Source organism: Micromonospora sp. WMMD1120 (assembly GCF_029626235.1).
Lineage (GTDB): Bacteria > Actinomycetota > Actinomycetes > Mycobacteriales > Micromonosporaceae > Micromonospora.
Window position 1 is genome coordinate 4,366,797 of the sequence record NZ_JARUBO010000005.1, and the last position, 23,647, is coordinate 4,390,443.

A 23,647-nucleotide genomic window follows, 5' to 3' on the forward strand; every position below is an offset into this window, starting at 1 on the left:
GGCGCGCCGCTGTCCAGCATCGTCGGCCGGGCGGTGCGACGCGAGCACCCGGGGCGCGTGGGTCACCACCGGTCGTGCACCTGCGGGCGGATCAGCTCGTCGTAGGTCGCGCGGACGGCCGCCAACTGCTCCTCGGTGAGCGGCGACAGGGCCGCCGCCGCGGCGTTGCGCCGGGCCTGGTCGGCGTCGCGGGCGCCGGGGATGACCACTGTGACCCCGGCCTGGTCGAGCACCCAGCGCAGCGCGAACTGCGCCATCGTGCGGTCCGCGTCGACCAGCGGCGCCAGCCGGCGTACGGCGGCCAGCCCCAACTCGTAGTCGACGCCGGAGAACGTCTCGCCGACGTCGAAGGCCGCGCCGTGCCGGTTGTAGTTGCGGTGGTCGTCGGCGGGGAACTCGGTGTGTTCGTCGTAGCGGCCGGAGAGCAGACCACTGGCCAGCGGCACCCGGGCGATGATGCCGACCCCGGCCGCCGAGGCCGCCGGCAGGACCCGCTCCAGCGGCTTGTGCCGCACCGCGTTCAGGATGATCTGGACACTTGCCACCCCGGGCCGGGCGATGGCGGTGAGGGCCTGGTCGCAGGTCTCGACGCTGACCCCGTACCCGGCGATGGCCTTCTCCGCGACCAGGGTGTCCAGGGCGTCGAAGACCTCGTCGGAGGAGAAGACCTCGGTGGGCGGGCAGTGCAGCTGGACCAGGTCCAGGGTGTCCATCCCCAGGTTGGCCCGGGACCGGTCGGTCCACTGCCGGAAGTTCGCCAGTGTGTACGCCTCCGGTCGCTGCTCGACGCGGCGCCCCATCTTGGTGGCGACGGTCAGCCCCGCGTCGGGCCGGGTGCGCAGGAAGCGGCCGATGAGCTGCTCGCTGCGGCCGTCGCCGTACACGTCGGCGGTGTCGAGGAAGGTGACCCCGGCGTCCACGGCGGCGGCGAGCACCGCCATCGCGTCGGTTTCGCTGACGGTGCCCCAGTCGGCGCCGAGTTGCCACGCGCCCAGGCCGACCGCGCCAACGGTCCGACCGAGCCGGTTGAAGCTGCGCTGTTCCATGGCCCCGAGCCTAGTGACCGGGTTGCCGCCGGGCCAGGCGAGCCGTACCGTAACAGTACGTACGTACGGTTTGGGAGGCGATCATGTGGGACCCGACGACCTACCTCCGCTTCGGCGACGAGCGGTCCCGACCGTTCCACGACCTCGTCGCCCGCGTCCCGGCCGAGCGGCCCCGGGCCGTGGTCGACCTCGGCTGCGGCCCCGGCCAGCTCACCGCCACCCTGGCCGAACGCTGGCCGGCGAGCAGAGTACGCGGCCTCGACTCGGCGCCCGAGATGATCGAGCGGGCCAGGGCGCTCGGCGCTCCCGTCGACTTCTCGGTCGCCGACCTGCGCGACTGGCGTCCGACCGGGGACGAGGACGTTGTCATCAGCAACGCCGCGCTCCAGTGGGTCCCCGGCCACCAGGCGTTGCTGCGCCGCTGGGCCGCCGAGCTGCCCGCAGGGGCGTGGCTCGCCGTCCAGGTCCCCGGCAACTTCGACGCGCCGTCACACCGCGCGCTGCGCGCTGTCGCCGAGCGGCCGGCCTGGCGCTCCGACGTCGCCCCGCTGCTGCGCGCGGAACCGGTCGACGACCCCACCGACTACGCGGAACTGCTGACCGCCGCCGGCTGCGCGGTGGACGCCTGGGAGACTACCTACGTGCACCTGCTCCCGGCTCGACCTGCCGCCGAGCACCCGGTGCTGGCCTGGATGGACGGCACCGCGCTGCGCCCGGTCCGGGCCGCGCTGGACGCCGCCGGCTGGCACGCCTTCCGGGCCGAGCTGGGGGTACGCCTCGCCACCGCCTACCCGGCGCGGCGGGGTCAGGTGGCCTTCCCGTTCCGCCGCGTCTTCGTCGTCGCCCACACCGGCGGCCCCGTACAGGAGAACAAGTGACCGACCTTTCCGCCTTCATCGCCGGCCTGCCCAAGGTGGAGCTGCACGTGCACCACGTCGGCTCCGCCTCGCCCCGGATCGTCGCCGAGCTGGCGGCCCGGCACGAGGGCCGCACTCCGGTGCCCGCCGACCCGGAGGCGCTCGCCGACTACTTCGAGTTCCGCGACTTCGCGCACTTCATCGAGGTCTACCTGAGCGTGGTGGACCTCATCCGCGACCCGGAGGACGTCTGGCTGCTCACCCACGAGGTGGCCCGGGAGCTGGCCCGTCAGCAGGTCCGGTACGCGGAGCTGACCATCACCCCGTACTCGCACGTCAGTCGGGGCATTCCCGCGCCCGCGTTCTGCGAGGCCATCGAGGACGCCCGCAAGCGGGCCCTTGCCGACTTCGGCCTGGACCTGCGCTGGTGCTTCGACATCCCGGGCGAGGCCGGTCTGCCCGCCGCCGAGGAGACGCTGCGCATCGCCCTGGACGAGCGCCCGGACGGGCTGGTCAGCTTCGGCCTCGGCGGTCCGGAGATCGGCGTGCCCCGGCCGCAGTTCCGGCCCTACTTCGACCAGGCGCGCGCCGCCGGCCTGCGCTCGGTACCACACGCGGGGGAGACCACCGGGCCGCAGACGATCTGGGACGCCATCAACGAGCTGGGCGCCGAGCGGATCGGGCACGGCATCTCGGCCGCGCAGGACCCGGAACTGCTCGCGTACCTGGCCGAGCGGCGGATCGGGATGGAGGTCTGCCCGACGTCGAACGTCCGGACCCGGGCCGTGGCCGACCTGGACCAGCACCCGCTGCCCCGGCTGGTCGAGGCCGGACTTCTGGTCACCATCAACTCCGACGACCCGCCGATGTTCGGCACCACCCTCAACGACGAGTACGCGGTGGCGGCCCGCCTGCTCGGCGCCGGTCCCGAGGGCCTGGCCGGGCTGGCCCGTAACGCGGTGACCGCGTCCTTCCTCGACGCCGCCGGCAAGCAGCGCATCACTGCCGAGATCGACGCGTACCTCGCCGGCGCCGCGCACTGAGCCGGTCGGCCGAATCGGGAGAGCGGGGCGGGAGAGCGGGGCGCGCGGCGGGAGCGTGGGTGTGGGGGGACCTGAAACTCCCGCCGCGCGCGCGACTCCACCGGCATTGGACGCGTGCGGCGCCCGGCCGGTAGAACTGGTGGGTTCGCGCTGTGATCCTGTCAGTCCGCCGCCGGTCCGAGGCCGTCGTTAACCCTGATCTAAGGAAGACTTGCGCCGGCCCACAACCGGCGGGTTGGTCGGGCCGGTCAGTCGTCGGTCGGGCGCTGGCGCGGCCAGCGGCGACCGTTGGCCTTCGTCTCCCGGGCCTCGCGGGCCATGCGGCCGACCAACCCGAAGCGACTGACCTGCCGGGGCGTCGCCTCCGGGTCGGCGAGCAGCATCACCACGCTCGCGCCGCCCAGCCGCGCCCGGTCGATGCTCACCGAGCCGTTCGCCTGCAACGCCACCCGTTTGGCGATGTCCAGCCCGAGCCCGGTCGAGCCCTGGTCGCTGGCCCCCCGGCGCAGCGCCCGGTCCGGGTTGGCGATGCCGGGACCGGCGTCGTCGACCCGGATCGCCACGTACCCGTCGCGCCGGGAGACCGCCACCTCGAACGCGGTGCCCTGCGGGGTGTAGCGGAAGACGTTGCCGATCACCGCGTCCAGCGCGGCGGCCAGCTCGGCGCGTGGCACCGGAGCGGGAATGCGCAGCTGCGCGCCGATCACCCGCTGCGGCCGGTTCTGGTCGCCGGCAAGCGCCGCCCAGAACACCATCCGGTCCCGGACCACCTCGCTGACGTCGCACATCGCCGGTCCGGCCTCGTGCGCCACCGCCTTGCGGGTGGTCTTGATCAGCACGTCGATCTCGCCCTCCAGGGTGACGATCGCCTGCCGGATCCGCCGGATGCCCCGCAACCGGTCCAACTCCGCCGGGCTGAACGAGCCCACGCTGGTGTCGTCGGACTCCAACGCCTCCGCGTCCAGCCGCAGCACCGTCAACGGGGTACGCAGCCGGTGCGACAGGTCCGCCACCAGCTCCCGTTCGTCGGTGCGGGCCGCGTCCAGCCGGTCGGCCATCCGGTTGAAGGCGTGCCCGGCCTCGGCCAGCTCGCGGGGACCGGTCGGCTCGACGCGTACCCCCAGATCGCCGTCGCCGACGGCGAGCGCGGCCTGCACGAGACCCCGGGTCGCGTCCACCGCGCGGGCCGCCACCCGGTCGACCACCAGCACGGCCGCGCCGGCCATCGCCGCACCGACCGCGAACAGCAGCAGCCAGGTGCCGCCACCGCCCTCGCCGAGCGCCGAATCCGGCAGGAACACCTCGACCACCGCCGTCCGGTCACCGAGGACGACCGGGTCGAGCCGGAGCACGCCGCCGTCCACGTCGACGATGAGCGACCGCTTGTCGGCGCGGGCCCGGTCCAGGTCGTCGCCGCCGGCCCGACCGGTCGACTCGTCCAGCCCCAACCCGTGCACCACGGTCCGGGTGTCGGACCCCTCGGCGCTGGCCACCACCGCCCGTTCGACGACCGCCGGGTCGGTGCTCACCGCCAACGCGCCGGTCACCAGCGCGCTGCGCCGGGCCGCGTCGGCGATCGCCTCGTCCCGGCTCTGCTCGCGCAGGCTGAGGCCGAGGGGGATGAGGAAGGCGAGCGCGACGAGACTGGACATGCCGGCCGTGAGCAAGGCCAGCGCCGTCCTCAGTCCGGTGCCACCAGCCGGAAACCGACCCCCCGCACGGTGCGCAGGTAGCGCGGCTTCGCCGCGGACTCGCCCATCTTTCTGCGGAGCCAGTACAGGTGAACGTCGATGGTCTGATCCTCGCCGACCGATGGCTGACGCCATACCTCCTCCAAGAGTTCCCGGCGGGACACCACCCGCCCCGGTCGTGCGGCGAGATACGCCAGCAGGTCGAATTCCTTGCGGGTCAGCGCCAGGGGCTCCCCGTCGAGATGGGCGCTGCGCTCGCCGACGTCCACCCGGAGCCCGCCGACGCTGTGCACGGCGGGCTGCACGGTCCGACTGGCCCGGCCGGCCCGGCGCAGCACAGTGGTGATCCGCGCGTCCAGGTGCGCCCCGGTGAACGGCTTGACCATGTAGTCGTCGGCGCCGGCGCGCAGCAGCTTGACCACCGACTGCTCGTCGTCCCGGGCGGTGGCGATGATGATCGGCACGTCGGTGATGCCACGCAGCATCCGCAGCGCGTCCGAGCCGTCCAGGTCGGGCAGGCCGAGGTCCAGCACCACCAGGTCAGGTGTCTCCGCGGCCACCCGACGCAGCGCGTCCAACGCCGTACCCACGGCGTGCACGGCGTGCCCCCGGTCGGTGAGGGACCGCAGCATCGCGCCGCGTACGACGTGATCGTCTTCGACCAGGAGCACGGAGGCCACGACAAGACCGTACTTGGCCTGGCAAGTTGATCGCGTTGCGACGTGCCTGGGGACGGGGCAAGCTGGTACGACGATGTCGTTCACCCTGTTCGCCGACTCCCGCCTGGCCCTCGCCCGGGACAGCCTCGCCGGTCTCTCCACCGGCGACGCGCTCGGTGAGCGGTACGCCGGGTCGGTGCCGGCCCCGGTGGATCTCGGCGCCGACGCGCTACCGCCGGCGCCCTGGGAGTGGACCGACGACACCGAGATGGCCTGCTCGGTCCTCGCCGAGCTGGCCGACTCCGGCGCCGTCAACCGGGACCGGCTGGCCCTGGCCTTCGCCTCCCGGTGCAGCCCGCGTCGCGGCTATGGAGCAGGTGCGGTGCTGATCCTGCGGCTGATCCGTAGCGGCACCCCGTGGCCGCTGGCCGCCGCCTCCGCCTTCGACGGCCAGGGCTCCTGCGGCAACGGGGCGGCGATGCGGGTGGGCCCGCTCGGCGCGTACTTCGCCGACTCGACCACGCGCGCCGCCGCGCAGGCCCGCGCCTCGGCCGAGGTGACGCACGCGCATCCCGAGGGCATCGCCGGCGCGGTCGCGGTGGCCGTCGCCGCCGCGCTGGCCGCCCGCGCCCGCCTGGACGGGCACCGGCCGGCTCCGGACCGGCTGCTCGCCGGGATCGCCGCCGCGCTGGACCCGGGCACCGAGGTGCACCGTGGCGTGCACCGGGCGGCCGGGCTGCTCGGCCGGCCGCTGCCCCGGGTGGTGGCGGACCTCGGCAACGGCTCCCGGGTGACCGCCCAGGACACCGTCGGGTTCACCCTCTGGGTGGCGGCCACCCACCTCGACGACTACCCGGCGGCGATCCAGACCTGCCTGCGGGCCGGCGGGGACGTGGACACCACGGCGGCCATCGCCGGGGCGGTGGTCGCCGCGTACACGGGTGTCGGCACCCGCGGCGGCGTGCCCGAGGCGTGGCTGTCCGCCCGCGAGCCGCTACCCGCCTGGGCGCCCTGACCGGTCCGGCCGGCCCCCGGCGTTGATCAACTCGGCTTCCTGGAAGTCGGGCCCTCCGCGCCGAATGGATGCCGCACCTTCCAGAAGCCCGAGTCGATCATCGAGTAGCGGCCACCGGTTCGGCCGGCGTCGTGGACTGGGCGGCCTTCGTCGGGCTCTCGGCGGCCTTCGTCGGGCTTCCGGCGGGCTCTGCCGGGCTCTCGGCGGCCTTCGTCGGGCTCTCGGCGGCCTTCGTCGGGCCCTCCGTTCGGCCGGTCACCTCGGCCAGGGTGGCGGGCCTGTCGGTGGCGCCGGTGACCTCGGCGAGCGCCGCGGCCTCGTTCGGGTCACGTCGACGCAACCGGCTGACCAGCCAACCGATGGCCGCGCCACCGCCCAGCCCGGCGAGCAGGCCGGCGGCCAGCAGCCCGTCGGCGTTCCCGGACTCCTCGCCGCCGCCGTCCGCACGGCCGGCCGGATCGCCGTTGCCGCCGTTGCCGCCGTCGCCGTTGCCGCCGGCGGGCGCGCCGCCGGCCGGCGCCCCGGCGGCCGGAGCGCCGTGACCGCCGCCGTGTGCGGCCGGTCCGGCGGCGCCCGGGGCCGCCGGCAGCAGGGTGAGCGCCGGCGCCCGGCGCGCCCCGCTGGCGTCCGCCCACCGGACGACGGTGCCGTCGGCGTACGTCTGCACGACCTCGAAGGTGAGCCGCTCCACCTGCGGCAGCGGCCCCATGGACAGCGGCAACCGGGCCGGGCCGGGGCCGATGTCGCCCACCCGGACCCAGGTCACCGCGGTGGTCACCGTGCTCACCCCGGAGGAGTGCAGGCCGGCCACCGGCTTGTCCAGCTCACGGGAGCTGATCCGGGGCGCCCACCCGTCCACCGACATCGGGTAGACCTCGGCGATCGGCGCGCCGGCCGGCAGCCTGATCTCCACCTGGGTGGTCTTCGTGCCGGGTCGATCCTCGGCGACGGTGAACTCCAGCCGTACGGCGTCGCCCTGCCTCGCCTCGCTCGGCGTGGTCGTCACGTCCGCGTGCGCCGTCCCGGGCCAGAGCAGCAACCCGACGGCGGTCAGCGCGGTCACCGCCGCGATCCGCCGTCGGCGCTCGCCGCCGTGCGTGCTCCCCATGTCGTGCCCCCATCCGTGTCCGCGCGGCCGGCACCGGTTTCCGGCCACACCCTCTAGTTCGGCTGTACGGCGGGAAAGGTTCAACGCGGCCGGTAGGAAGGTGCCCTTCCGGACCCCGGGTGGGTGGCCCGATAGCATCGGCAGGGGCCGAGGATCGGCGCCGTTTCGTACCGCTTGGAGGAGTCACCGTGTCCGCACCCCGTACCCCCGCCGTGGCCGACCCCGTCGTCGTCGCCGCCGGGACGACGGCGGCCGACGCGGTGGCCGCGGCCGGACTGCCCGCGAACGGCCCCAAGGCGATCGTCGTGGTCCGCGACCCGCAGGGCCAGCTCCGTGACCTGGACTGGACGCCCGCCGAGGAGACCGTTGTCGAGCCGGTCAGCCTGGACTCGCCGGACGGGCTCAACGTGCTGCGGCACTCCACCGCGCACGTGCTGGCGCAGGCCGTGCAGGACGTCTTCCCCGAGGCGAAGCTCGGCATCGGGCCGCCGATCGAGAACGGCTTCTACTACGACTTCGCTGTCGACAAGCCGTTCCAGCCCGACGACCTCAGCAAGCTCGAGAAGCGCATGCAGGAGATCGTCAAGTCCGGGCAGCGGTTCCGTCGTCGCCGCTTCGGCAGCCTGGACGAGGCCCGCTCCGAGCTGGCCGACGAGCCCTTCAAGCTGGAGTTGATCGAGGTCAAGGGCGAGGGCCTGGACACCGACGAGGTGATGGAGGTGGGCGGCGGCGAGCTGACCATCTACGACAACCTCGACGCCAAGGAGGACAAGGTCTGCTGGTCGGACCTGTGCCGCGGGCCGCACCTGCCGACCACCCGCCTGATCGGCGCGTTCAAGCTGATGCGCTCGGCCGCCGCCTACTGGCGGGGGTCGGAGAAGAACCCGCAACTCCAGCGGGTGTACGGCACCGCGTGGCCGACCCGCGACGAGCTGAAGGCGTACCTGAAGCTGTTGGAGGAGGCCGCCCGGCGCGACCACCGCAAGCTCGGCGCGGACCTCGACCTGTTCAGCTTCCCCGACGAGATCGGCTCCGGCCTGGCGGTCTTCCACCCCAAGGGCGGCATCATCCGCCGGGAGATGGAGCACTACTCGCGGCGGCGGCACGAGGAGGCGGGGTACGAGTTCGTCAACACCCCGCACATCTCCAAGGCGCAGCTCTTCCACACCTCCGGTCACCTGCCGTACTACGCGGACACCATGTTCCCGCCGATGCAGTTGGAGGGCGCTGACTACTACCTCAAGGCGATGAACTGCCCGATGCACAACCTGATCTTCAGGTCGCGCGGGCGGTCGTACCGTGAGCTGCCGCTGCGGATGTTCGAGTTCGGCACCGTCTACCGGTACGAGAAGTCCGGCGTGGTGCACGGCCTGACCCGGGTCCGGGGCCTGACCCAGGACGACTCGCACATCTACTGCACCCGCGAGCAGATGGCCGGTGAGCTGTCCGCGCTGCTCAGCTTCGTGCTGGACCTGCTGCGCGACTACGGGCTGGACGACTTCTACCTGGAGCTGTCGACCCGGGACGACTCGCCCAAGTTCATCGGGGCCGACGAGGACTGGGCGGAGGCCACCGAGGCGCTGCGCACCGCCGCCGAGACCTCCGGCCTGGAGCTGGTGCCCGACCCGGGCGGCGCGGCGTTCTACGGGCCGAAGATCTCCGTGCAGGCGCGCGACGCGATCGGCCGGACCTGGCAGATGTCCACCATCCAGGTCGACTTCAACCAGCCGGAGCGGTTCGGGTTGGAGTACCAGGCCGCCGACGGCAGCCGGCAGCGCCCCGTGATGATCCACCGCGCGCTGTTCGGGTCGATCGAGCGGTTCTTCGGGGTGCTCACCGAGCACTACGCGGGCGCGTTCCCGGCCTGGCTGGCGCCGGTGCAGGTGGTGGGCATCCCGATCCGCGAGGACCACACCGACTACCTGCACGGCTTCGTGGCGGCGCTGCGCGCCGAGGGCATCCGGGCGCAGGTGGACGCGGGTGACGACCGGATGCAGAAGAAGATCCGTACGGCGCAGCAGCAGAAGATCCCGTTCATGGTGATCGCCGGTGACGACGACGTGGCCGCCGGCACGGTGTCCTTCCGCTACCGGGACGGCTCGCAGCGCAACGGCGTGCCGGTCGCCGAGGCGGTGACCCACGTGCTCGACGTGGTCAGCTCCCGGACCAACATCGGCCCGTCCGCCGCCGCGGAGTAGACACCCGACGCGCCCGGCGTGCGCCCGCCCGGCGTGCGGCGTGCGCCCGCCCGGCGTGCGTTCGCGCCCGGCACGATCGTGCTCGATCCATGAAGTAGTGGCCTCCCCGTCGGGGGAGGCCACTACTTCCATGTTCGTGCGCGATCTTCGTGCGTAAGTCCGCCTGCCGCCTGCCGCCTACGGGCCGGGTGTCGCCTGCGGGCCGGGTGTCGCCTGCGGGCCGGGTGTCGCCCGCCGGTCGGGGGTCAGATGCCGCAGTTCGGCGCGGACCAGCCGCCGACCGCCGCGACGTGGGTGTGGTCGTTGTGGTCCGGGTAGCCGGGGCCGAGGATCTGCCCGAAGCCGTGGTTGCGGGCCTGCTGCGCGAGTCGGCAGAGCGACGGTGAGCCGGTCAGGTCCACGCCGTCGCCGTACAGGTGCCGGCTGTTCGACGCCCCACCGACCGCGCTGTTGCAGGCGTAGCTGCGGAAGCCGCTGCTGATCGAGATGGCCACGTCGCCCAAGGCGTGTCGCATGGCCTGGAGCTTCCACATCGAGACCAGCGCGTTGGCCCGTGCCGTGCTCGCCGAGACCGCGCCGCCGGACCAGTCGCCGTTGCACTTGTTCAACTCGGCGTAGCTGAAGTTGGCCGGGGTGCAGTCGTTGTCCTGGAGCGCGTAGAGGCGGTTGAATGTCTGCGGGCCGGCGATGCCGTCGGCGGGCAGCCCGTACGCCTGCTGGAAGCGGATCACCGCCGACCGGGTGGCGGGGCCGAACGCGCCGTCGATCCCCAGCACCGCGCCGTAGCCGGGGTAGCCGGCGACCCGGATCTGGAGTTGCCGGACGTCCTCGCCGGATGCCCCCTGGGACAGGGTCCGTCCCCAGGTGTAGCAGCCGTCCGCCTGTGCCGCGCCGGCGGTGAGGGTGACGCCGACCACTGTGGTGGTGGCGGTCAGCGCAAGTGCCGCGAGGAACCTGCCGAGCCGTCGGATCATCTCGCCCTCCATATGGAAGCTCGTGGATGCATGGAATCTTCAAGCCTTGGAATTGATCCGTCAAGAACTTGCATCCATGGGTTTTTCGTGCCGGTGGGGTGTCGCGGCCCGCCCGGCCGGCTCCGTAGGATCGGCTCGTGACAGGGGCGGATCGGCACACGGACAGCGGCGGCATGGCGGACGGTCTGGATCGGCTCTGGACGCCGCACCGGATGACCTACATCTCCGGCGAGGACCGCCCGGCCGAGGGCTACGAGAAGCCCACCGGCTGCCCCTTCTGCCGGGCGCCGAAGCTGCCGCCGGAGGAGAGCCTGGTGGTGGCCCGGGGCGAGCACGTCTTCGTGGTGCTCAATCTTTATCCGTACAATCCGGGTCATTTGCTGGTCTGCCCCTACCGGCACGTGGCCGACTACACCGACCTGGACGTGCCGGAGACCACCGAGCTGGCGTCGTACACCCAGACGGCCATGCGGGTGATCCGCAAGGTCAGCAACGCGCACGGCTTCAACCTGGGGATGAACCAGGGCGGGGTGGCCGGCGCCGGCATCGCCGCGCACCTGCACCAGCACGTCGTTCCGCGCTGGGGTGGCGACGCGAACTTCATGCCGGTGATCGGCCGCACGAAGGTCCTGCCGCAGCTCCTGCACGACACCCGCGACCTGCTCGCCCGCACCTGGCCGTCCTGACCGCCGGGCGGGCGGTCGCGGCGCGGCGTCCGCGTCGGTCCGGCTGGTCGGCCGGCAGCGGGTCAGCTCCCGGTGGCGCGCCGAAGAACGACGCGTCGGCGTCGTCGGCCGGTTCGACGGACGCCCGCGCCCGCCGTCGCCTGGCGTCTCCATGCCGTACGGCACCTGCCGCCACGTGCCGCGTCACCACCTCCCGTCGATCCGCTACGCCCCGACCGGTCCAGGTGGCACGATCGGCCGATGGCAGTCACGACACGGATGTTGGGGCGCAGCGGAATCGAGGTCAGCGCCCTCGGCATGGGGTGCTGGGCGATCAGCGGGCCCTGGGCGGAGGGCGGCCAGCCACTCGGTTGGGGTGCTGTCGACGACGACGAGTCGGTGCGGGCCGTACGGCGCGCGCTCGACCTCGGTATCACCCTCTTCGACACCGCCGACACGTACGGGGCCGGACACGGTGAGCGGGTGCTCGGCCGGGCGCTCGCCGGCCGCCGGGACCACGCCGTGATCGCCACCAAGTGGGGTTACACCTTCGACGAGGCCAGTCGCCAGGCCACCGGCGAGGACGCCTCACCCGGGTACCTGCGGCGGGCCGTGACCGCCTCGCTGCGCCGGCTGGGCACCGACCGGATCGACCTCTACCAGCTACACCTGGCCGACCTGCCGGTGCCGAGGGCGCAGGCGCTCATCGGAACCTGCGAGGACCTGGTCGCCGAGGGCCTGATCCGCGGGTACGGGTGGAGCACCGACCGTCCCGACCGGGCCGCCGCGTTCGGGCACGCCACCAACGCGACAGCCGTCCAGCACACCCTGTCGGTGCTGCGCGACGCCCCCGACCTGCTCGCCATCTGCGACAAGTACGACCTGGCCAGCGTCAACCGGGAACCGCTCGCCATGGGGCTGCTCACCGGCAAGTACTCGGCCGGCTCGACACTGCCCCGCGACGACGTACGCGGGTCGACACCGGGATGGTTGGAGTGGTTCCGGGGCGGCCGGCCGGCGCCGGAGTGGCTGCGCCGGGTCGGTGCCGTCCGGGCCGCCCTCACCGCCGACGGGCGCACCCTCGCCCAGGGCGCGTTGGGCTGGATCTGGGCGCGCAGCGGTCGTACCGTCCCGATCCCGGGCTGCCGGACCGTCGCCCAGGTCGAGGAGAACGCCGGGGCGCTACGCCGAGGCCCGCTCCCAGCGGACCAGTTCGTCGAGGTGGAACGCCAACTGGCCGCCCTCCGTACGGCGGCCCTGCGCGACGCCGACCGCCCGCACTGGCCCCGCCCCACCACCCCCACAGTCCACCCCTGACAACCCGCCCGCCCCTCGCCCGCCCCTCGCCCGCCCCTCGCCCCGGCACCCCTCACCCCGGCACCCCTCGCCCCGCCGATCTTGCACTTACTGTCGCGACATAAGCCGCAGGAGCGACATAAGGGCGACCGAAAGTGCAAGATCGCGAAGGTGGGAGGCCCATCGCGCCCCCCGGGTCATCTCCAGCGCGCCGTGCCCGACCACCCAGCCCCAGCGCGCTCTCCCCAACCCACCCCGCCCGTTCCGCCGCGCCCCGGGCCGCCGAGTCCCAACGATCTTGCACTTTGTGTCGCGGCATATGCCTCGGAGGGGGCATAACGCCGACACAATGTGCAAGATCGCCGGGCCGGGTTGGGGCCGAGGGCCGAGGGCCGAGGGCCGGGCCGGGCCGGGTTGGGGCCGAGGGCCGGGGGCCGGGGGCCGGGTCGGGGGCCGGGCCGGGCCGGGTTGGGCCGAGGGCCGGGCTGGGCGGGCCGGGCCGGGGCGGGGCGGGGCGGGGCGGGGCGGGGAGGAAAGGGGGCAGGGGCCTCGGTCAGGGGGACTGTTCTTTGCGAACCTGGTCGGCGAGGTGGGTGGGCATGGGGTCGTGGCGGACGAAGTGGCGGCGGAAGGTGCCGGTGCCGGCCGTCATCGAGCGCAGCTCGACGGCGTAGCGGAGCAGTTCGGTGGCGGGCACCTCGGCGCGTACGAGGGTACGGCCCTCGGTGTCCGGGTCCGGCTCGGTGCCGAGGACCCGGCCGCGCCGGCCGGACAGGTCGCCGAGCACGGTGCCCACGGAGCCGTCCGGCACCCGGATGGTGACCTCGTCGATCGGCTCGAGCAGGACGGGCTGAGCGCGTTCGGCGGCGTCGCGCAGCGCCAGCGCGCCGGCGGTCTGGAAGGCCGCGTCGGAGGAGTCGACGCTGTGGGCCTTCCCGTCGACGAGGGTCACCCGCAGGTCCACGACGGGGTGGCCGGCGACCAGGCCACGGGCGAGTTGGGCGCGGACGCCCTTCTCCACCGACGGGATGTAGTTGTGCGGCACCGCGCCGCCGACGACCCGGTCGGCGAACTCGAAACCGCTGCCTCGGGGCAGGGGCTCGACCTCGATGTCGCAGACCGCGTACTGGCCGTGGCCGCCGGACTGCTTGACGTGCCGGCCGTGCCCGCGCGCGGGGGCGGTCAGCGTCTCGCGCAGCGACACCCGCACCGGCTCGGTGTCCAGCTCGACGCCGCCGGCGCGCAGCCGGTCGAGCACCACGTCCGCGTGTGCCTCGCCCATGCACCAGAGCACCAGTTGGTGGGTCTCCGGGTTGCGTTCCAGCCGCAGCGTCGGGTCACCGGCGACCAGGCGGGCGAGGTTGCGGGCCAGGGCGTCCTCGTCGGCGCGGCTGCGGGCGACGATCGCCACCGGCAGCAGCGGCTCGGGCATCTCCCAGGGGGCGATCAGCAGCGGGTCGCTCTTGGCCGAGATGGTGTCGCCGGTCTCGGCGCTGCCCGACTTGGTGATGGCGCAGATGTCGCCGGCCGCGCAGAGTGGCACCTCGCGCAGTGTGGCGCCGAGCGGGGTGTAGATGTGTCCGACCCGCTCGTCGGCGTCGTGGTCGGGGTGCCCGCGTTCGGCCATGCCGTGCCCGGAGATGTGCACCGTCTGGTCGGGGCGCAGCGTGCCGGAGAAGACCCGGACCAGGGAGACCCGCCCGACGTGGCGGTCGACGGTGGTCTTGACGACCTCGGCGACGAGCGGGCCGTCCGGGTCGCAGGTCAACGGCGGCCGGGGTGAGCCGTCCACGCCGGTCACCGCCGGCAGATCGTGCTCCGGGGGCGACGGGAACGCGGCGGTCAGCACCTCCAGCAGCACGTCCAGGCCGACGCCGGTCGCCGCGCAGACCGGCACCACCGGGTAGAAGTGGCCCCGGGCGACGGCCTTCTCCAGGTCGTCGATGAGCACCTCGGTGCTGATCTCCTCGCCGTCGAGGTAGCGATCCATCAGGGTCTCGTCCTCGCTCTCGGCGATGATCCCCTCGATCAGCTCGTTGCGGGACTCGTCGATGGCCGGCTGGTGTTCCGGGTCGGGGTCGCGGACGTCGGCCGGGAGCCCGGCGCTGTAGTCGAAGACCCGGCGGGTGATCAGACCGAGCAATCCCTCGGTGGACACCCCGTCGTCGCCGAGCATCGGCAGGTAGAGGGGCATCACGTTGTCGCCGAAGAGGCGCTGGCAGAGCGCCACCGTCTCGTCGACGTCGGCGCGGGGCTGGTCCAGTCGGGCCACCGCTACCGCCCGGGGCATGTCGACGGCGGCGCACTCCTCCCACAGCGCCACGGTGGCGGCGTCCATGCCACCGGCGGCGGAGACGACGAACAGCGCGGCGTCGGCGGCCCGCAACCCGGCGCGCAGCTCGCCGACGAAGTCGGCGTAGCCGGGGGTGTCCAGCAGGTTGACCTTGATGCCGTTGTGCAGCAGCGGTGCGCAGGACAGACTCACCGAGCGCTGCTGGCGTACCGCCGCGGGGTCGTGGTCGCCGACGGTCGTGCCGTCGGCGACGGTGCCGGCGCGGCTGATCGTGCCGGTCGCCGCGAGCAGGGCCTCGACGAGCGTCGTCTTGCCCGCGCCGGAGTGCCCGACGAGCACCACGTTGCGGATCCGCTCGGGCTCGGTCACCACCGGCGTGCCGCCGGCGGAACCCTTCTCCTGACTTTTCTGCGCCATCGGGCGCACCTCCCTCGGCCGGTGGTGGGTGGCGACCGCCGCGCGACAGGGAAGCGGCCCGGGGCGAGTGCGCGGCGCTATCCTCCGGTGGTCTGCTGTCCAGCGGGAACGGGACGGGCGGTCGGGTGAGCTGGCTCACCCTCCCGGCTCGATCTCACACCCGTTGCCGGACCGGCACAAGCCTTTCCCGGGCGGGTCGGCGGGACCGGCCGTATCGCCGGACCTGGGCGGACCGTTACTGTGGGGACCGCCATGGCGAAGATCTTCCAAGTGTCGGCCCGCGCGGGGATGACCCGCGTCGTCGAGCCGATCGCCCGCGCCCTGCTGCGCGCGGGCGTCACCCCCAATGCCGTCACCGTCGCGGGCACCGTCGGTGTGCTCGTCGGCGCTCTCGGCTTCGGTGCCCGCGGCCACCTGGTCGCCGGCGCGTTGATCGTGACAGTGTTCGCGCTCACCGACCTGCTCGACGGGACGATGGCCCGGATGAGCGGCGGCTCGACCCGGTTCGGCGCGTTCCTCGATTCGAGCATGGACCGGGTCGCCGACAGCGCTGTCTTCGGCGCTGTCGCGTACTGGTTGGCGACGCGGGGTGATCACTCCGGCGTCGCGGCGGCGCTGCTCTGCCTGGCCGCCGGTGGCCTGGTCTCCTACGTGAAGGCCCGCGCCGAGGGGCTCGGCATGACCTGCAACGTGGGCATCGCCGAGCGCACCGAACGCCTGCTGATCGTGGGCGTCGGCGGGATCCTCACCGGCGTCGGTGTCCGGCCGGCCCTGGAGATCGCGCTCTGGCTGCTCGCTGCGGTGTCGATCTTCACGGTGGGGCAGCGGGTGACGCACGTCTACCGCCAGGCTCAGCAGCTCCAGCCGGACGGCCGGGCGTGAGCGGGGCGTCGGCGACCCGGCGTCGGCCGACCGGCGGCCGAGCCGCGTGAACCTCACCGAGCTGGGCTTCGTCGCCGGCTGGCGGGTCGTCCGCGCGCTACCCCGGCCGCTGGTGGCCGCGGCGTTCCGGGCGGGCGCGGACCGCGCCCACCGACGCGGCGACGGGGGTACGGCGCGACTGCGCGCCAACCTGCGCCGGGTGGTCGGCCCGGACCTGCCCGAGGCCGAGCTGGACGATCTCGTCAAACGTGGGCTGCGCTCGTACGCCCGGTACTGGATGGAGGCGTTCCGGCTGCCCGCGTTGAGCCGGGAGCAGATCCTGTCCGGGTTCCGGCTCGACGGCGCGGAGCTGCTGGCCGCCGACGTGGCGGCCGGCCGGGGCGCGGTGGTGGCCCTGCCGCACTCCGCCAACTGGGACGCGGCCGGCGCCTGGGTGGCGGCCACCGGCTGGCCGATCACCACGGTGATGGAGCGACTCAAGCCGGAGGGCGTCTACGAGCGGTTCATCGCCTTCCGCGAGGGCCTGGGAATGGAGATCCTGCCGACCCACGGTGGCCCCCGTCCGGCGTTCGAGGTGCTGCTGGACCGGGTCCGCGCGGGTGCGGTGGTGCCGCTGCTGGCCGACCGCGACCTCTCCGCCCGGGGGGTCGAGGTGAACTTCTTCGGTGGCCGGACCCGGATGCCCGCCGGGCCGGCGTTGCTCGCGCTGCACACCGGCGCGCCGCTCTACGTGGCCTCGATGTGGTACGAGGCGGACGCGGCCTGCGCGTCGCTGTCCGGCCCGCTGCCGGTGCCGGGGCCCGAGACGGGGCCGCTGGACCAGCGGGTCCGGTCGCTGACCCAGATGATCGCCGACCGTCTGGCGGCGGGCATCGCCCGGCATCCGGAAGACTGGCACATGTTGCAGCGGATGTGGCTGGACCAGGGCAGGGCGGGGGAGGGCGCGGCGCTGCCCTCGTCGGCCCCCGGTCCGGCCTGAGGAGGTGGGCTGACGCATGCGGATCGGCATCGTGTGCCCGTACTCCTTCGACGTTCCGGGTGGGGTGCAGAACCACGTCGTGGATCTCGCCGAGGCGTTGATCGCGCTCGGCCACGAGGTCAGCGTGCTCGCACCCGCCGACGAGGACGCGGCGCTGCCGGAGTACGTGGTGTCCGCCGGCCGGGCCGTGCCGCTGCCGTACAACGGTTCGGTGGCGCGGATCGCGTTCGGCCCGGTGTCGACCGCCCGGGTCCGTCGGTGGATCACCAATGGTGACTTCGACGTGCTGCACGTGCACGAGCCGTTGACGTTGAGCCTGTCGCTGCTGGCGGTGCTCTCCGCGCGGGGACCGGTGGTGGCCACGTTCCACACCGCGATGACCCGGTCGCGGGTGCTGGCGGCGGCGCAGGGCGTGCTCCAGATCGTGTTGGAGCGGATCACCGCCCGGATCGCGGTCAGCGCGCTGGCCCGCAAGGTGCAGGTGGAGCACATGGACGGCGGCGCGGTGGAGATCCCCAACGGGGTGGCGGTGGCCAAGTTCGCCGACGCCGAGCCGTTGCCGGGGTGGCCGGGGGAGTGCGCGGTGGGCAGCGGGGGCACGCTGGGCTTCCTGGGCCGGTTCACCGAGGCGCGCAAGGGTTTCCCGGTGTTGCGCGACGCGTTCGTGGCGTTGGCCGCCACCCGACCCGGGCTGCGGTTGCTGGTGGCCGGGCCGGGGGACCCCGACGACCTGTACGGGCAGTTCCCCGCCGACCTGCACGAGCGGGTGACGTTCCTCGGTCTGGTCAGCGAGCCGGACAAGGCGCGGATGTTGCGCAGTGTGCACCTCTACGTGGCGCCGAACACGGGTGGCGAGTCGTTCGGGATGATCCTCACCGAGGCGCTGGCCGCGGGTACGACGGTGGTCGCCAGTGACCTGGACGCGTTCCGGCGGGTCCTCGACGGCGGGCGCGCCGGTCGGCTGTTCCGCACCGGCGATCCGGTGGGGTTGCGCGACGCCCTGGCCGAGCTGTTGGACGATCCGGCGGCACGGGCGACGCTGAGTGCCTGCGGTGACCAGGTGGTGGCGAATTTCGACTGGCCGGTGGTTGCTCGCCGCGTTCTGGAGGTATACGCAGCGGCGATCGAGGCGACCGACGGGCGGGTCATCGACCAGGAGTGGGTGGGGTTGGGCTGAGCCGGGTGTGACGGACGGCGCGGATGTGACCCGGGTGACCGGTCGGGCCGCGCCCAATCTCGGACGAAACGGAGCAGCACTACGATGCCGCACATGTGGTGGGTGGTGGCCGCGAGCGTGCTCGTGGGGCTGGTCGCGGCGTACCTCATCTGGACCGCCGGCCGGGTGGAGCGCCTGCAGGGCCGCGCGGAGCTGGCGGCGCGGGCCCTCGACGCCCACCTGCTGCGCCGGGCGGCGGCCGCCGCGGTGCTGGCCGAGCGGCGTTTCGGCGTCGAGCTGTACGCGGCGGCCCGGATCGCCCTGGACGCCGGCCCGGACGAGCGGGAGGCGGCGGAGAACGACCTCACCCGGCAGCTGCGCGGGGTCCAGCTCGACCCGAACGATCCGGACAGCGCGGCGGTCATCGCCGCCAGTCGCCGGCTCGCGCTGTCCCGGCAGGTGCACACGGACCTGGTCCGGGACGCCCGCTCGGCGCGCAGCCGGCCACTGGTGCGGCTGTTGCGGATGGGGCGGGGCCGGGAGTGGCCACGCTACTTCGACATCGACGATCCGACGCTGATCGTGCCGGCGGACGTGCCCGCCGCCTGAGCCACCGGGTGGCCGGCGGGTCGGTGACCACTGCCACAGCGCAGGCCACCGGGGGTCTGATTGGCTGTCGGTGCGGTGTTGTCCCGCGCGTAGCATTTTCGCTGCCACCCCCCGGAGCGCGTCCAAGGAGCGATGAATCGTGCCCGACAACACCGCCTCGACCGCTGCTACCGCCCCCGTCGTCGGCACCGCCCGCGTGAAGCGTGGCATGGCCGAGATGCTCAAGGGCGGCGTGATCATGGATGTGGTCAACGCCGAGCAGGCCAAGATCGCTGAGGACGCCGGCGCGGTGGCCGTTATGGCGCTGGAGCGGGTGCCCGCCGACATCCGCGCCCAGGGCGGCGTGTCCCGGATGAGCGACCCCGACATGATCGACGGGATCATCAGCGCGGTCTCCATCCCGGTGATGGCCAAGGCCCGCATCGGTCACTTCGTGGAAGCCCGGATCCTCCAGTCGCTCGGCGTGGACTACGTCGACGAGTCCGAGGTGCTGACCCCGGCCGACTACGCGAACCACATCGACAAGTGGGCGTTCACGGTGCCCTTCGTGTGCGGCGCGACGAACCTGGGCGAGGCGCTGCGCCGGATCACCGAGGGCGCGGCGATGATCCGTTCCAAGGGCGAGGCCGGCACCGGCGACGTCTCCAACGCCACCACCCACATGCGCCGGATCCGGCAGGAGATCCGCCGGCTGTCCGCGCTGCCGGCCGACGAGCTGTACGTCGCCGCCAAGGAGTTGCAGGCCCCGTACGAGCTGGTCAAGGAGGTCGCCGAGAGCGGCAAGCTGCCGGTGGTGCTGTTCACCGCCGGTGGGATCGCCACCCCGGCCGACGCCGCGATGATGATGCAGCTCGGCGCGGAGGGGGTCTTCGTCGGCTCCGGCATCTTCAAGTCGGGCAACCCCGCCCAGCGGGCCGCCGCGATCGTCAAGGCCACCACCTTCCACGACGACCCGGACGTGCTGGCCAAGGTCTCCCGTGGTCTCGGCGAGGCGATGGTCGGCATCAACGTGGACGAGATCCCGCAGCCGCACCGGCTGGCCGAGCGCGGCTGGTGAGCGGGCCCGACGTGGCGGGCGGCGGCGCGCCGGTGATCGGTGTGCTCGCGCTCCAGGGGGACGTCCGCGAGCACCTGGCCGCGCTGACCGCGGCGGGCGCGGACGCCCGCCCGGTCCGCCGTCCGCGGGAGTTGGACGCGGTGCACGGTCTCGTCATCCCGGGTGGCGAGTCCACCACCATCAGCAAGCTCGTCGACATCTTCGAGCTGCGCGAGCCGATCGACAAGCGGATCGCCGACGGCATGCCGGTGTACGGGTCGTGCGCCGGCATGATCATGCTGGCGACCGAGGTGCTCGACGGGCGTCCCGACCAGCGGGGCTTCTCCGGCATCGAGATGACCGTCCGGCGCAACGCGTTCGGCCGGCAGGTCGACTCGTTCGAGGCGCCGGTGACCATCGCCGGGGTGCCGGGCGGGGCGTTCCACGCGGTGTTCATCCGCGCGCCGTGGGTCGAGCGGGTCGGCGCCGGCGTCGAGGTGATCGGCACTGTCACCGGTGGTCCGGCCGCCGACCGGGTCGTGGCGGTCCGGCAGGGCAATCTGGTGGCCACCTCGTTCCACCCGGAGTTGACCGGTGACCTGCGCGTGCACGCGTACTTCGTGGACCTGGTCCGGAACCGGTAACCGAAGCCGTACATCTGTGGGGTTGTGCACCTTTGGTCCCGCTGTGCGGAGCCACCGTGCCGTGACCGCGCGCGGTGGCTGACAGCGACCCGGGGGTCGCCGGTAGGATTGCGGGGATTCGGCAGGGCCAGCTGCCCGCCACGGCCTCCACCAGAGCTGACCGGCGCCTCCGCGTGCGCCGTCGGAAGCGGGGCGTGGGCGGGGCGGTCGATGCAGACGGCGGGTAGCAACGGAGGTAGGAGATGTCCGGCCACTCAAAGTGGGCGACGACCAAGCACAAGAAGGCCGTCATCGACGCCAAGCGCGGCAAGATGTTCGCCAAGCTGATCAAGAACGTCGAGGTGGCCGCACGCACCGGTGGCGGCGACCCCTCCGGCAACCCGACGCTGTTCGACGCCATCCAGAAGGCGAAGAAGAGCTCGGTGCCGAACGACAACATCGACCGCGCCGTCAAGCGCGGCTCCGGCCTGGAGGCCGGCGGTGCCGACTGGCAGACGATCATGTATGAGGGGTACGGCCCGAACGGCGTGGCCATGCTCATCGAGTGCCTCACCGACAACCGCAACCGGGCGGCGACCGAGGTGCGCACGGCGCTGACCCGCAACGGCGGCTCGCTCGCCGACGCCGGGTCGGTGTCCTACATGTTCTCCCGCAAGGGCGTGGTGATCGTCCCCAAGGAGGGCACCACCGAGGACGACGTGATGATGGCCGTCCTGGACGCGGGCGCCGAAGAGGTCAACGACATCGGTGAGGCGTACGAGGTGGTCTCCGAGCCGACCGACCTGATCGGGGTGCGCACGGCGTTGCAGGACGCCGGCATCGAGTACGAGTCGGCGGAGTCGTCCCTGATCCCCAGCGTCAACGTGCCGCTTGACGAAGAGGGCGCGCGGAAGATCTTCAAGCTGATCGACGTCCTGGAGGACTGCGACGACGTGCAGAACGTCTACGCCAACTTCGACGTCAGCGACGACGTGATGGCGGCGGTCGACGCCTGAGCGTGCGAGGGGCCGCGGGGGCGGCGGGCTTCAAGAGCGGTGACGGAGAGGGCTGGCGTAGGCCCCCTCCGTTTCTGCATCAGAGCGTGTTCCCGCGTTGAGCCTCCTCGGCCCTGCGCCTCTCTCTCCATCTGTTCAGGTGATCACTGGCCTCCACCAGGCGAGGGCATGATCCGTCGGGTGTGCACCTCGGGCAGACGTTGCGATGGTGAAAATCGATGACGTAACCAGCCATGGTGACGAGAACGGGGGTTCGGGTCGCGGCTCCTCAGGCATCATGGCGGTTGTCCCGCTGGTTGCGGAGCTTCGCGGCCTGGCGCTTCGGTTCCGTGCCCTGCCCGGGTCGCTGAACCGAGCGGTACGCGCCTGTCCGGCCCGGAAAGCTCGTCGTCTCGACGATGTCGGTCGGTTTCTCTGGCCTCCTGCTGAACCACGTCCAACGACGCACACAAGCCTCCCTGGCGTTAGGGGACCGACACGAGTGCCTACCCCTAGATCACTCTCTGTGTCGATCCCGCTGCCACCGTAAAACCTGTCCAGGCAGCCTGTCTAGACAGGTGTCGGCGTGTCGTGGCGCGGGAAGAGGCCCCAGGAAGATCGGTAGTACGGTGACGGACGTGCCCACCCCGCGCCAGCGACCCCGTCGATATCGACAGGTGGCCGAGGAGCTACGCCACCGCATCGCGGCCGGCGCGATTGCGGCTGGCTCGCTGCTGCCGAGTGAATCAGCGTTGATGGCTGAGTTCTCAGTCGCACGCGGAACCGTGCGTGAAGCTCTGGCGCTGCTGCGCACTGAAGGCTTGGTCATGACGGAGGTGGGACGAGGCACCTACGTACGCCCGATCGTGCCGGTACGTCGGTTGGCCTCGGAGCGCTACCGCAAGGAGCTTGAGCAGGTCCGCTCCGGCGAGCTGGGAACGTCCTTCACTGCGGATCAGCAGGTCGAGTGGTCCGCTTACAGCCTCGACAAGGACTTCCGCGAGGTCCCGGCCTCGGATGCGGTAGCCGAACTGTTCGGTGTCGAGCCAGGGACGATGATCCTGGAACGGCACTTTCTCTTCCGCGCGCATGGCGTACCGCAGCAGATGTCCGTCTCGCGTCTGCTGCTGGAGATGGTCGCCGGCACGCCGGTAGCGGACCCTGACAACGAGCCCTGGCCCGGTGGCAACACGTCGCAGCTCTACAGCCTCGGGCACACCATCACCAGCATTCGTGAACGTCCACGGTGGAGGATGCCGACGGCTGACGAGACCGAGGCGTTGCGCATCCCGGGCGGAGTGCCGGTAGTCGTCATCACGAGGCAGACGTACGTCGGCGACTGGGTGGCTGAGGTGGCGCACATCGTGATGCGGGCGGACCGGGTTGAGCTGGACTATCTGCTCGACCTCACCTGAGCCGTCAGGCCCGGTGGCAGCGGGACAGGAGGCTGACGTGGTGGTGGATCGGTTCGCGCCGGGGGACGTGGTCGTCCGGCGTGAGGTGTTGCGCGGCGAGGTGTGGTTCGGCTGTCCGACGATCTGCGTGTGGGACACACCCGATCTGCTCGCCCTCTACCTACCGCAGGGGGCCGAGTTCGGCTTCCCGCCCACGGGGGTGTTCCCGTGCGGGCGGCACCCGTGGCAGACCGCCGGGCATCGCGCCTGGTCCGGGCACGGCAAGCTGATGCTGCACCGTCCCGGCGAGGCGCACTCGATCGACGTGTTCTGGGCCGGCCCGGAGCGCGAGTTCGCCGGGTGGTACCTCAACCTCCAGGACCCGTTGCGGCGTACCCCGATCGGGGTGGACACCCTGGACCACGAGCTGGACCTGTGGTGGGGCGCGGACGCCGAGCGGTACGTCTGGAAGGACGTGGAGCTGTTCGCCCAGCGCCTGGTCGAGGGGCGCTACCCGGGGATGGAGGACGCCATCCGGGCCGAGGGTGACCGGGTCGCCGCGCTCCTGGACCGGGGTGAGCGCTGGTGGGACCCCGGGTGGGCGCGGTGGCGGCCCGACCCGGCGTGGACGGCGCCGAGGCTGCCCGCCGGCTGGGACCGGGTGCCCCCGGCCCGCTGATCCGCGCCGTCGTCAGGGCGTCGGCGTCCGTC

At 72.8% G+C, this 23,647-nt stretch carries 21 protein-coding genes; 15 read left to right on the plus strand and 6 right to left on the minus strand.

Annotation, left to right across the window (positions count from 1 at the left end; translation table 11 throughout):
• Positions 1 to 62: 62 nt before the first annotated feature.
• On the minus strand, positions 63 to 1,046 hold the full coding sequence (locus tag O7634_RS20475; protein ID WP_278151727.1) for an aldo/keto reductase: 984 nt from the start codon (positions 1,044 to 1,046) through the stop codon (positions 63 to 65).
• Between the two features lie 83 nt (positions 1,047 to 1,129).
• Between O7634_RS20475 and O7634_RS20480 the strand changes: the two genes are divergently transcribed.
• On the plus strand, positions 1,130 to 1,924 hold the full coding sequence (locus O7634_RS20480; RefSeq protein WP_278151728.1) for a trans-aconitate 2-methyltransferase: 795 nt from the start codon (positions 1,130 to 1,132) through the stop codon (positions 1,922 to 1,924).
• The gene (locus tag O7634_RS20485; protein ID WP_278151729.1) at positions 1,921 to 2,946 is read left to right on the plus strand and encodes an adenosine deaminase; all 1,026 of its coding nucleotides are present in this window, start codon (positions 1,921 to 1,923) and stop codon (positions 2,944 to 2,946) included. Before O7634_RS20480 ends, O7634_RS20485 begins: the two co-directional genes overlap by 4 nt.
• 248 nt (positions 2,947 to 3,194) lie before the next feature.
• Here the strand turns inward: O7634_RS20485 and O7634_RS20490 are convergent, their stop codons facing one another.
• Together O7634_RS20490 and O7634_RS20495 are read right to left on the minus strand one after the other, a co-directional pair.
• Entirely contained in the window at positions 3,195 to 4,598 is a 1,404-nt protein-coding gene (locus O7634_RS20490; protein WP_278151730.1) for a HAMP domain-containing sensor histidine kinase, read from the minus strand.
• A gap of 29 nt (positions 4,599 to 4,627) precedes the next feature.
• Positions 4,628 to 5,317 carry a response regulator transcription factor gene (locus O7634_RS20495; protein WP_203151090.1) on the minus strand — a complete coding sequence of 230 codons (690 nt, stop codon included), beginning with the start codon at positions 5,315 to 5,317 and terminating at the stop codon, positions 4,628 to 4,630.
• A gap of 73 nt (positions 5,318 to 5,390) precedes the next feature.
• On the opposite strand from O7634_RS20495, the gene O7634_RS20500 reads away from it, so the two are divergent.
• Positions 5,391 to 6,311 (plus strand): ADP-ribosylglycohydrolase family protein, encoded by a 921-nt coding sequence (locus O7634_RS20500; RefSeq protein ID WP_278151731.1) that lies wholly within the window; start codon positions 5,391 to 5,393, stop codon positions 6,309 to 6,311.
• Positions 6,312 to 6,408: 97 nt separating this feature from the next.
• Here the strand turns inward: O7634_RS20500 and O7634_RS20505 are convergent, their stop codons facing one another.
• On the minus strand, positions 6,409 to 7,419 hold the full coding sequence (locus O7634_RS20505; RefSeq protein WP_278151732.1) for a DUF1775 domain-containing protein: 1,011 nt from the start codon (positions 7,417 to 7,419) through the stop codon (positions 6,409 to 6,411).
• Positions 7,420 to 7,607: 188 nt separating this feature from the next.
• On the opposite strand from O7634_RS20505, the gene thrS reads away from it, so the two are divergent.
• Positions 7,608 to 9,617: a threonine--tRNA ligase gene (gene thrS / locus O7634_RS20510; RefSeq protein ID WP_278151733.1), complete on the plus strand. Its 2,010-nt coding sequence runs from the start codon at positions 7,608 to 7,610 to the stop codon at positions 9,615 to 9,617.
• A gap of 245 nt (positions 9,618 to 9,862) precedes the next feature.
• Here thrS and O7634_RS20515 read toward each other — a convergent pair whose 3' ends face one another.
• The gene (locus O7634_RS20515; RefSeq protein WP_278151734.1) at positions 9,863 to 10,591 is read right to left on the minus strand and encodes a D-Ala-D-Ala carboxypeptidase family metallohydrolase; all 729 of its coding nucleotides are present in this window, start codon (positions 10,589 to 10,591) and stop codon (positions 9,863 to 9,865) included.
• 173 nt (positions 10,592 to 10,764) lie between these two features.
• Here O7634_RS20515 and O7634_RS20520 point away from each other — a divergent pair, with 173 nt between their 5' ends.
• Positions 10,765 to 11,277: an HIT domain-containing protein gene (locus O7634_RS20520; protein ID WP_278154030.1), complete on the plus strand. Its 513-nt coding sequence runs from the start codon at positions 10,765 to 10,767 to the stop codon at positions 11,275 to 11,277.
• Between the two features lie 240 nt (positions 11,278 to 11,517).
• On the plus strand, positions 11,518 to 12,573 hold the full coding sequence (locus tag O7634_RS20525; RefSeq protein WP_278151735.1) for an aldo/keto reductase: 1,056 nt from the start codon (positions 11,518 to 11,520) through the stop codon (positions 12,571 to 12,573).
• A gap of 532 nt (positions 12,574 to 13,105) precedes the next feature.
• Here O7634_RS20525 and O7634_RS20530 read toward each other — a convergent pair.
• Positions 13,106 to 15,262 (minus strand): elongation factor G-like protein EF-G2, encoded by a 2,157-nt coding sequence (locus tag O7634_RS20530; RefSeq protein WP_278151736.1) that lies wholly within the window; start codon positions 15,260 to 15,262, stop codon positions 13,106 to 13,108.
• 252 nt (positions 15,263 to 15,514) lie between these two features.
• Here O7634_RS20530 and pgsA point away from each other — a divergent pair, with 252 nt between their 5' ends.
• From pgsA to O7634_RS20575, 9 genes are all read left to right on the plus strand, one after another.
• Positions 15,515 to 16,144: a phosphatidylinositol phosphate synthase gene (gene pgsA, locus O7634_RS20535; RefSeq protein WP_278151737.1), complete on the plus strand. Its 630-nt coding sequence runs from the start codon at positions 15,515 to 15,517 to the stop codon at positions 16,142 to 16,144.
• Between the two features lie 46 nt (positions 16,145 to 16,190).
• Positions 16,191 to 17,123: a phosphatidylinositol mannoside acyltransferase gene (locus O7634_RS20540; protein ID WP_278151738.1), complete on the plus strand. Its 933-nt coding sequence runs from the start codon at positions 16,191 to 16,193 to the stop codon at positions 17,121 to 17,123.
• A 16-nt stretch (positions 17,124 to 17,139) separates the two neighbouring features.
• A complete protein-coding gene (locus O7634_RS20545) occupies positions 17,140 to 18,300 on the plus strand; it encodes a glycosyltransferase family 4 protein (RefSeq protein ID WP_278151739.1) in 1,161 nt (386 codons plus the stop codon).
• Between the two features lie 84 nt (positions 18,301 to 18,384).
• A complete protein-coding gene (locus O7634_RS20550; RefSeq protein ID WP_278151740.1) occupies positions 18,385 to 18,888 on the plus strand; it encodes a hypothetical protein in 504 nt (167 codons plus the stop codon).
• Positions 18,889 to 19,027: 139 nt separating this feature from the next.
• Positions 19,028 to 19,945 (plus strand): pyridoxal 5'-phosphate synthase lyase subunit PdxS, encoded by a 918-nt coding sequence (gene pdxS / locus O7634_RS20555; protein WP_278151741.1) that lies wholly within the window; start codon positions 19,028 to 19,030, stop codon positions 19,943 to 19,945.
• Positions 19,942 to 20,568 (plus strand): pyridoxal 5'-phosphate synthase glutaminase subunit PdxT, encoded by a 627-nt coding sequence (gene pdxT / locus O7634_RS20560; RefSeq protein WP_278151742.1) that lies wholly within the window; start codon positions 19,942 to 19,944, stop codon positions 20,566 to 20,568. The genes pdxS and pdxT overlap by 4 nt, the downstream gene beginning before the upstream one ends.
• Before the next feature lie 242 nt (positions 20,569 to 20,810).
• Positions 20,811 to 21,563 (plus strand): YebC/PmpR family DNA-binding transcriptional regulator, encoded by a 753-nt coding sequence (locus tag O7634_RS20565; RefSeq protein ID WP_278151743.1) that lies wholly within the window; start codon positions 20,811 to 20,813, stop codon positions 21,561 to 21,563.
• Between the two features lie 656 nt (positions 21,564 to 22,219).
• Positions 22,220 to 22,957 (plus strand): GntR family transcriptional regulator, encoded by a 738-nt coding sequence (locus O7634_RS20570; RefSeq protein ID WP_278151744.1) that lies wholly within the window; start codon positions 22,220 to 22,222, stop codon positions 22,955 to 22,957.
• A 37-nt stretch (positions 22,958 to 22,994) separates the two neighbouring features.
• Entirely contained in the window at positions 22,995 to 23,615 is a 621-nt protein-coding gene (locus O7634_RS20575; RefSeq protein ID WP_278151745.1) for a DUF402 domain-containing protein, read from the plus strand.
• Positions 23,616 to 23,647 lie beyond the last annotated feature (32 nt).

Coding starts and splice junctions, on each gene's coding strand:
- O7634_RS20515 (WP_278151734.1), bottom strand. CDS start 10,591: ATGATCCGACGGCTCGGCAGGTTCCTCGCGGCACTTGCGCTGACCGCC.
- O7634_RS20475 (WP_278151727.1), bottom strand. CDS start 1,046: ATGGAACAGCGCAGCTTCAACCGGCTCGGTCGGACCGTTGGCGCGGTC.
- O7634_RS20520 (WP_278154030.1), top strand. CDS start 10,765: ATGGCGGACGGTCTGGATCGGCTCTGGACGCCGCACCGGATGACCTAC.
- O7634_RS20480 (WP_278151728.1), top strand. CDS start 1,130: ATGTGGGACCCGACGACCTACCTCCGCTTCGGCGACGAGCGGTCCCGA.
- O7634_RS20490 (WP_278151730.1), bottom strand. CDS start 4,598: ATGTCCAGTCTCGTCGCGCTCGCCTTCCTCATCCCCCTCGGCCTCAGC.
- O7634_RS20525 (WP_278151735.1), top strand. CDS start 11,518: ATGGCAGTCACGACACGGATGTTGGGGCGCAGCGGAATCGAGGTCAGC.
- O7634_RS20500 (WP_278151731.1), top strand. CDS start 5,391: ATGTCGTTCACCCTGTTCGCCGACTCCCGCCTGGCCCTCGCCCGGGAC.
- O7634_RS20545 (WP_278151739.1), top strand. CDS start 17,140: ATGCGGATCGGCATCGTGTGCCCGTACTCCTTCGACGTTCCGGGTGGG.
- O7634_RS20530 (WP_278151736.1), bottom strand. CDS start 15,262: ATGGCGCAGAAAAGTCAGGAGAAGGGTTCCGCCGGCGGCACGCCGGTG.
- O7634_RS20550 (WP_278151740.1), top strand. CDS start 18,385: ATGCCGCACATGTGGTGGGTGGTGGCCGCGAGCGTGCTCGTGGGGCTG.
- pgsA (WP_278151737.1), top strand. CDS start 15,515: ATGGCGAAGATCTTCCAAGTGTCGGCCCGCGCGGGGATGACCCGCGTC.
- O7634_RS20505 (WP_278151732.1), bottom strand. CDS start 7,419: ATGGGGAGCACGCACGGCGGCGAGCGCCGACGGCGGATCGCGGCGGTG.
- O7634_RS20565 (WP_278151743.1), top strand. CDS start 20,811: ATGTCCGGCCACTCAAAGTGGGCGACGACCAAGCACAAGAAGGCCGTC.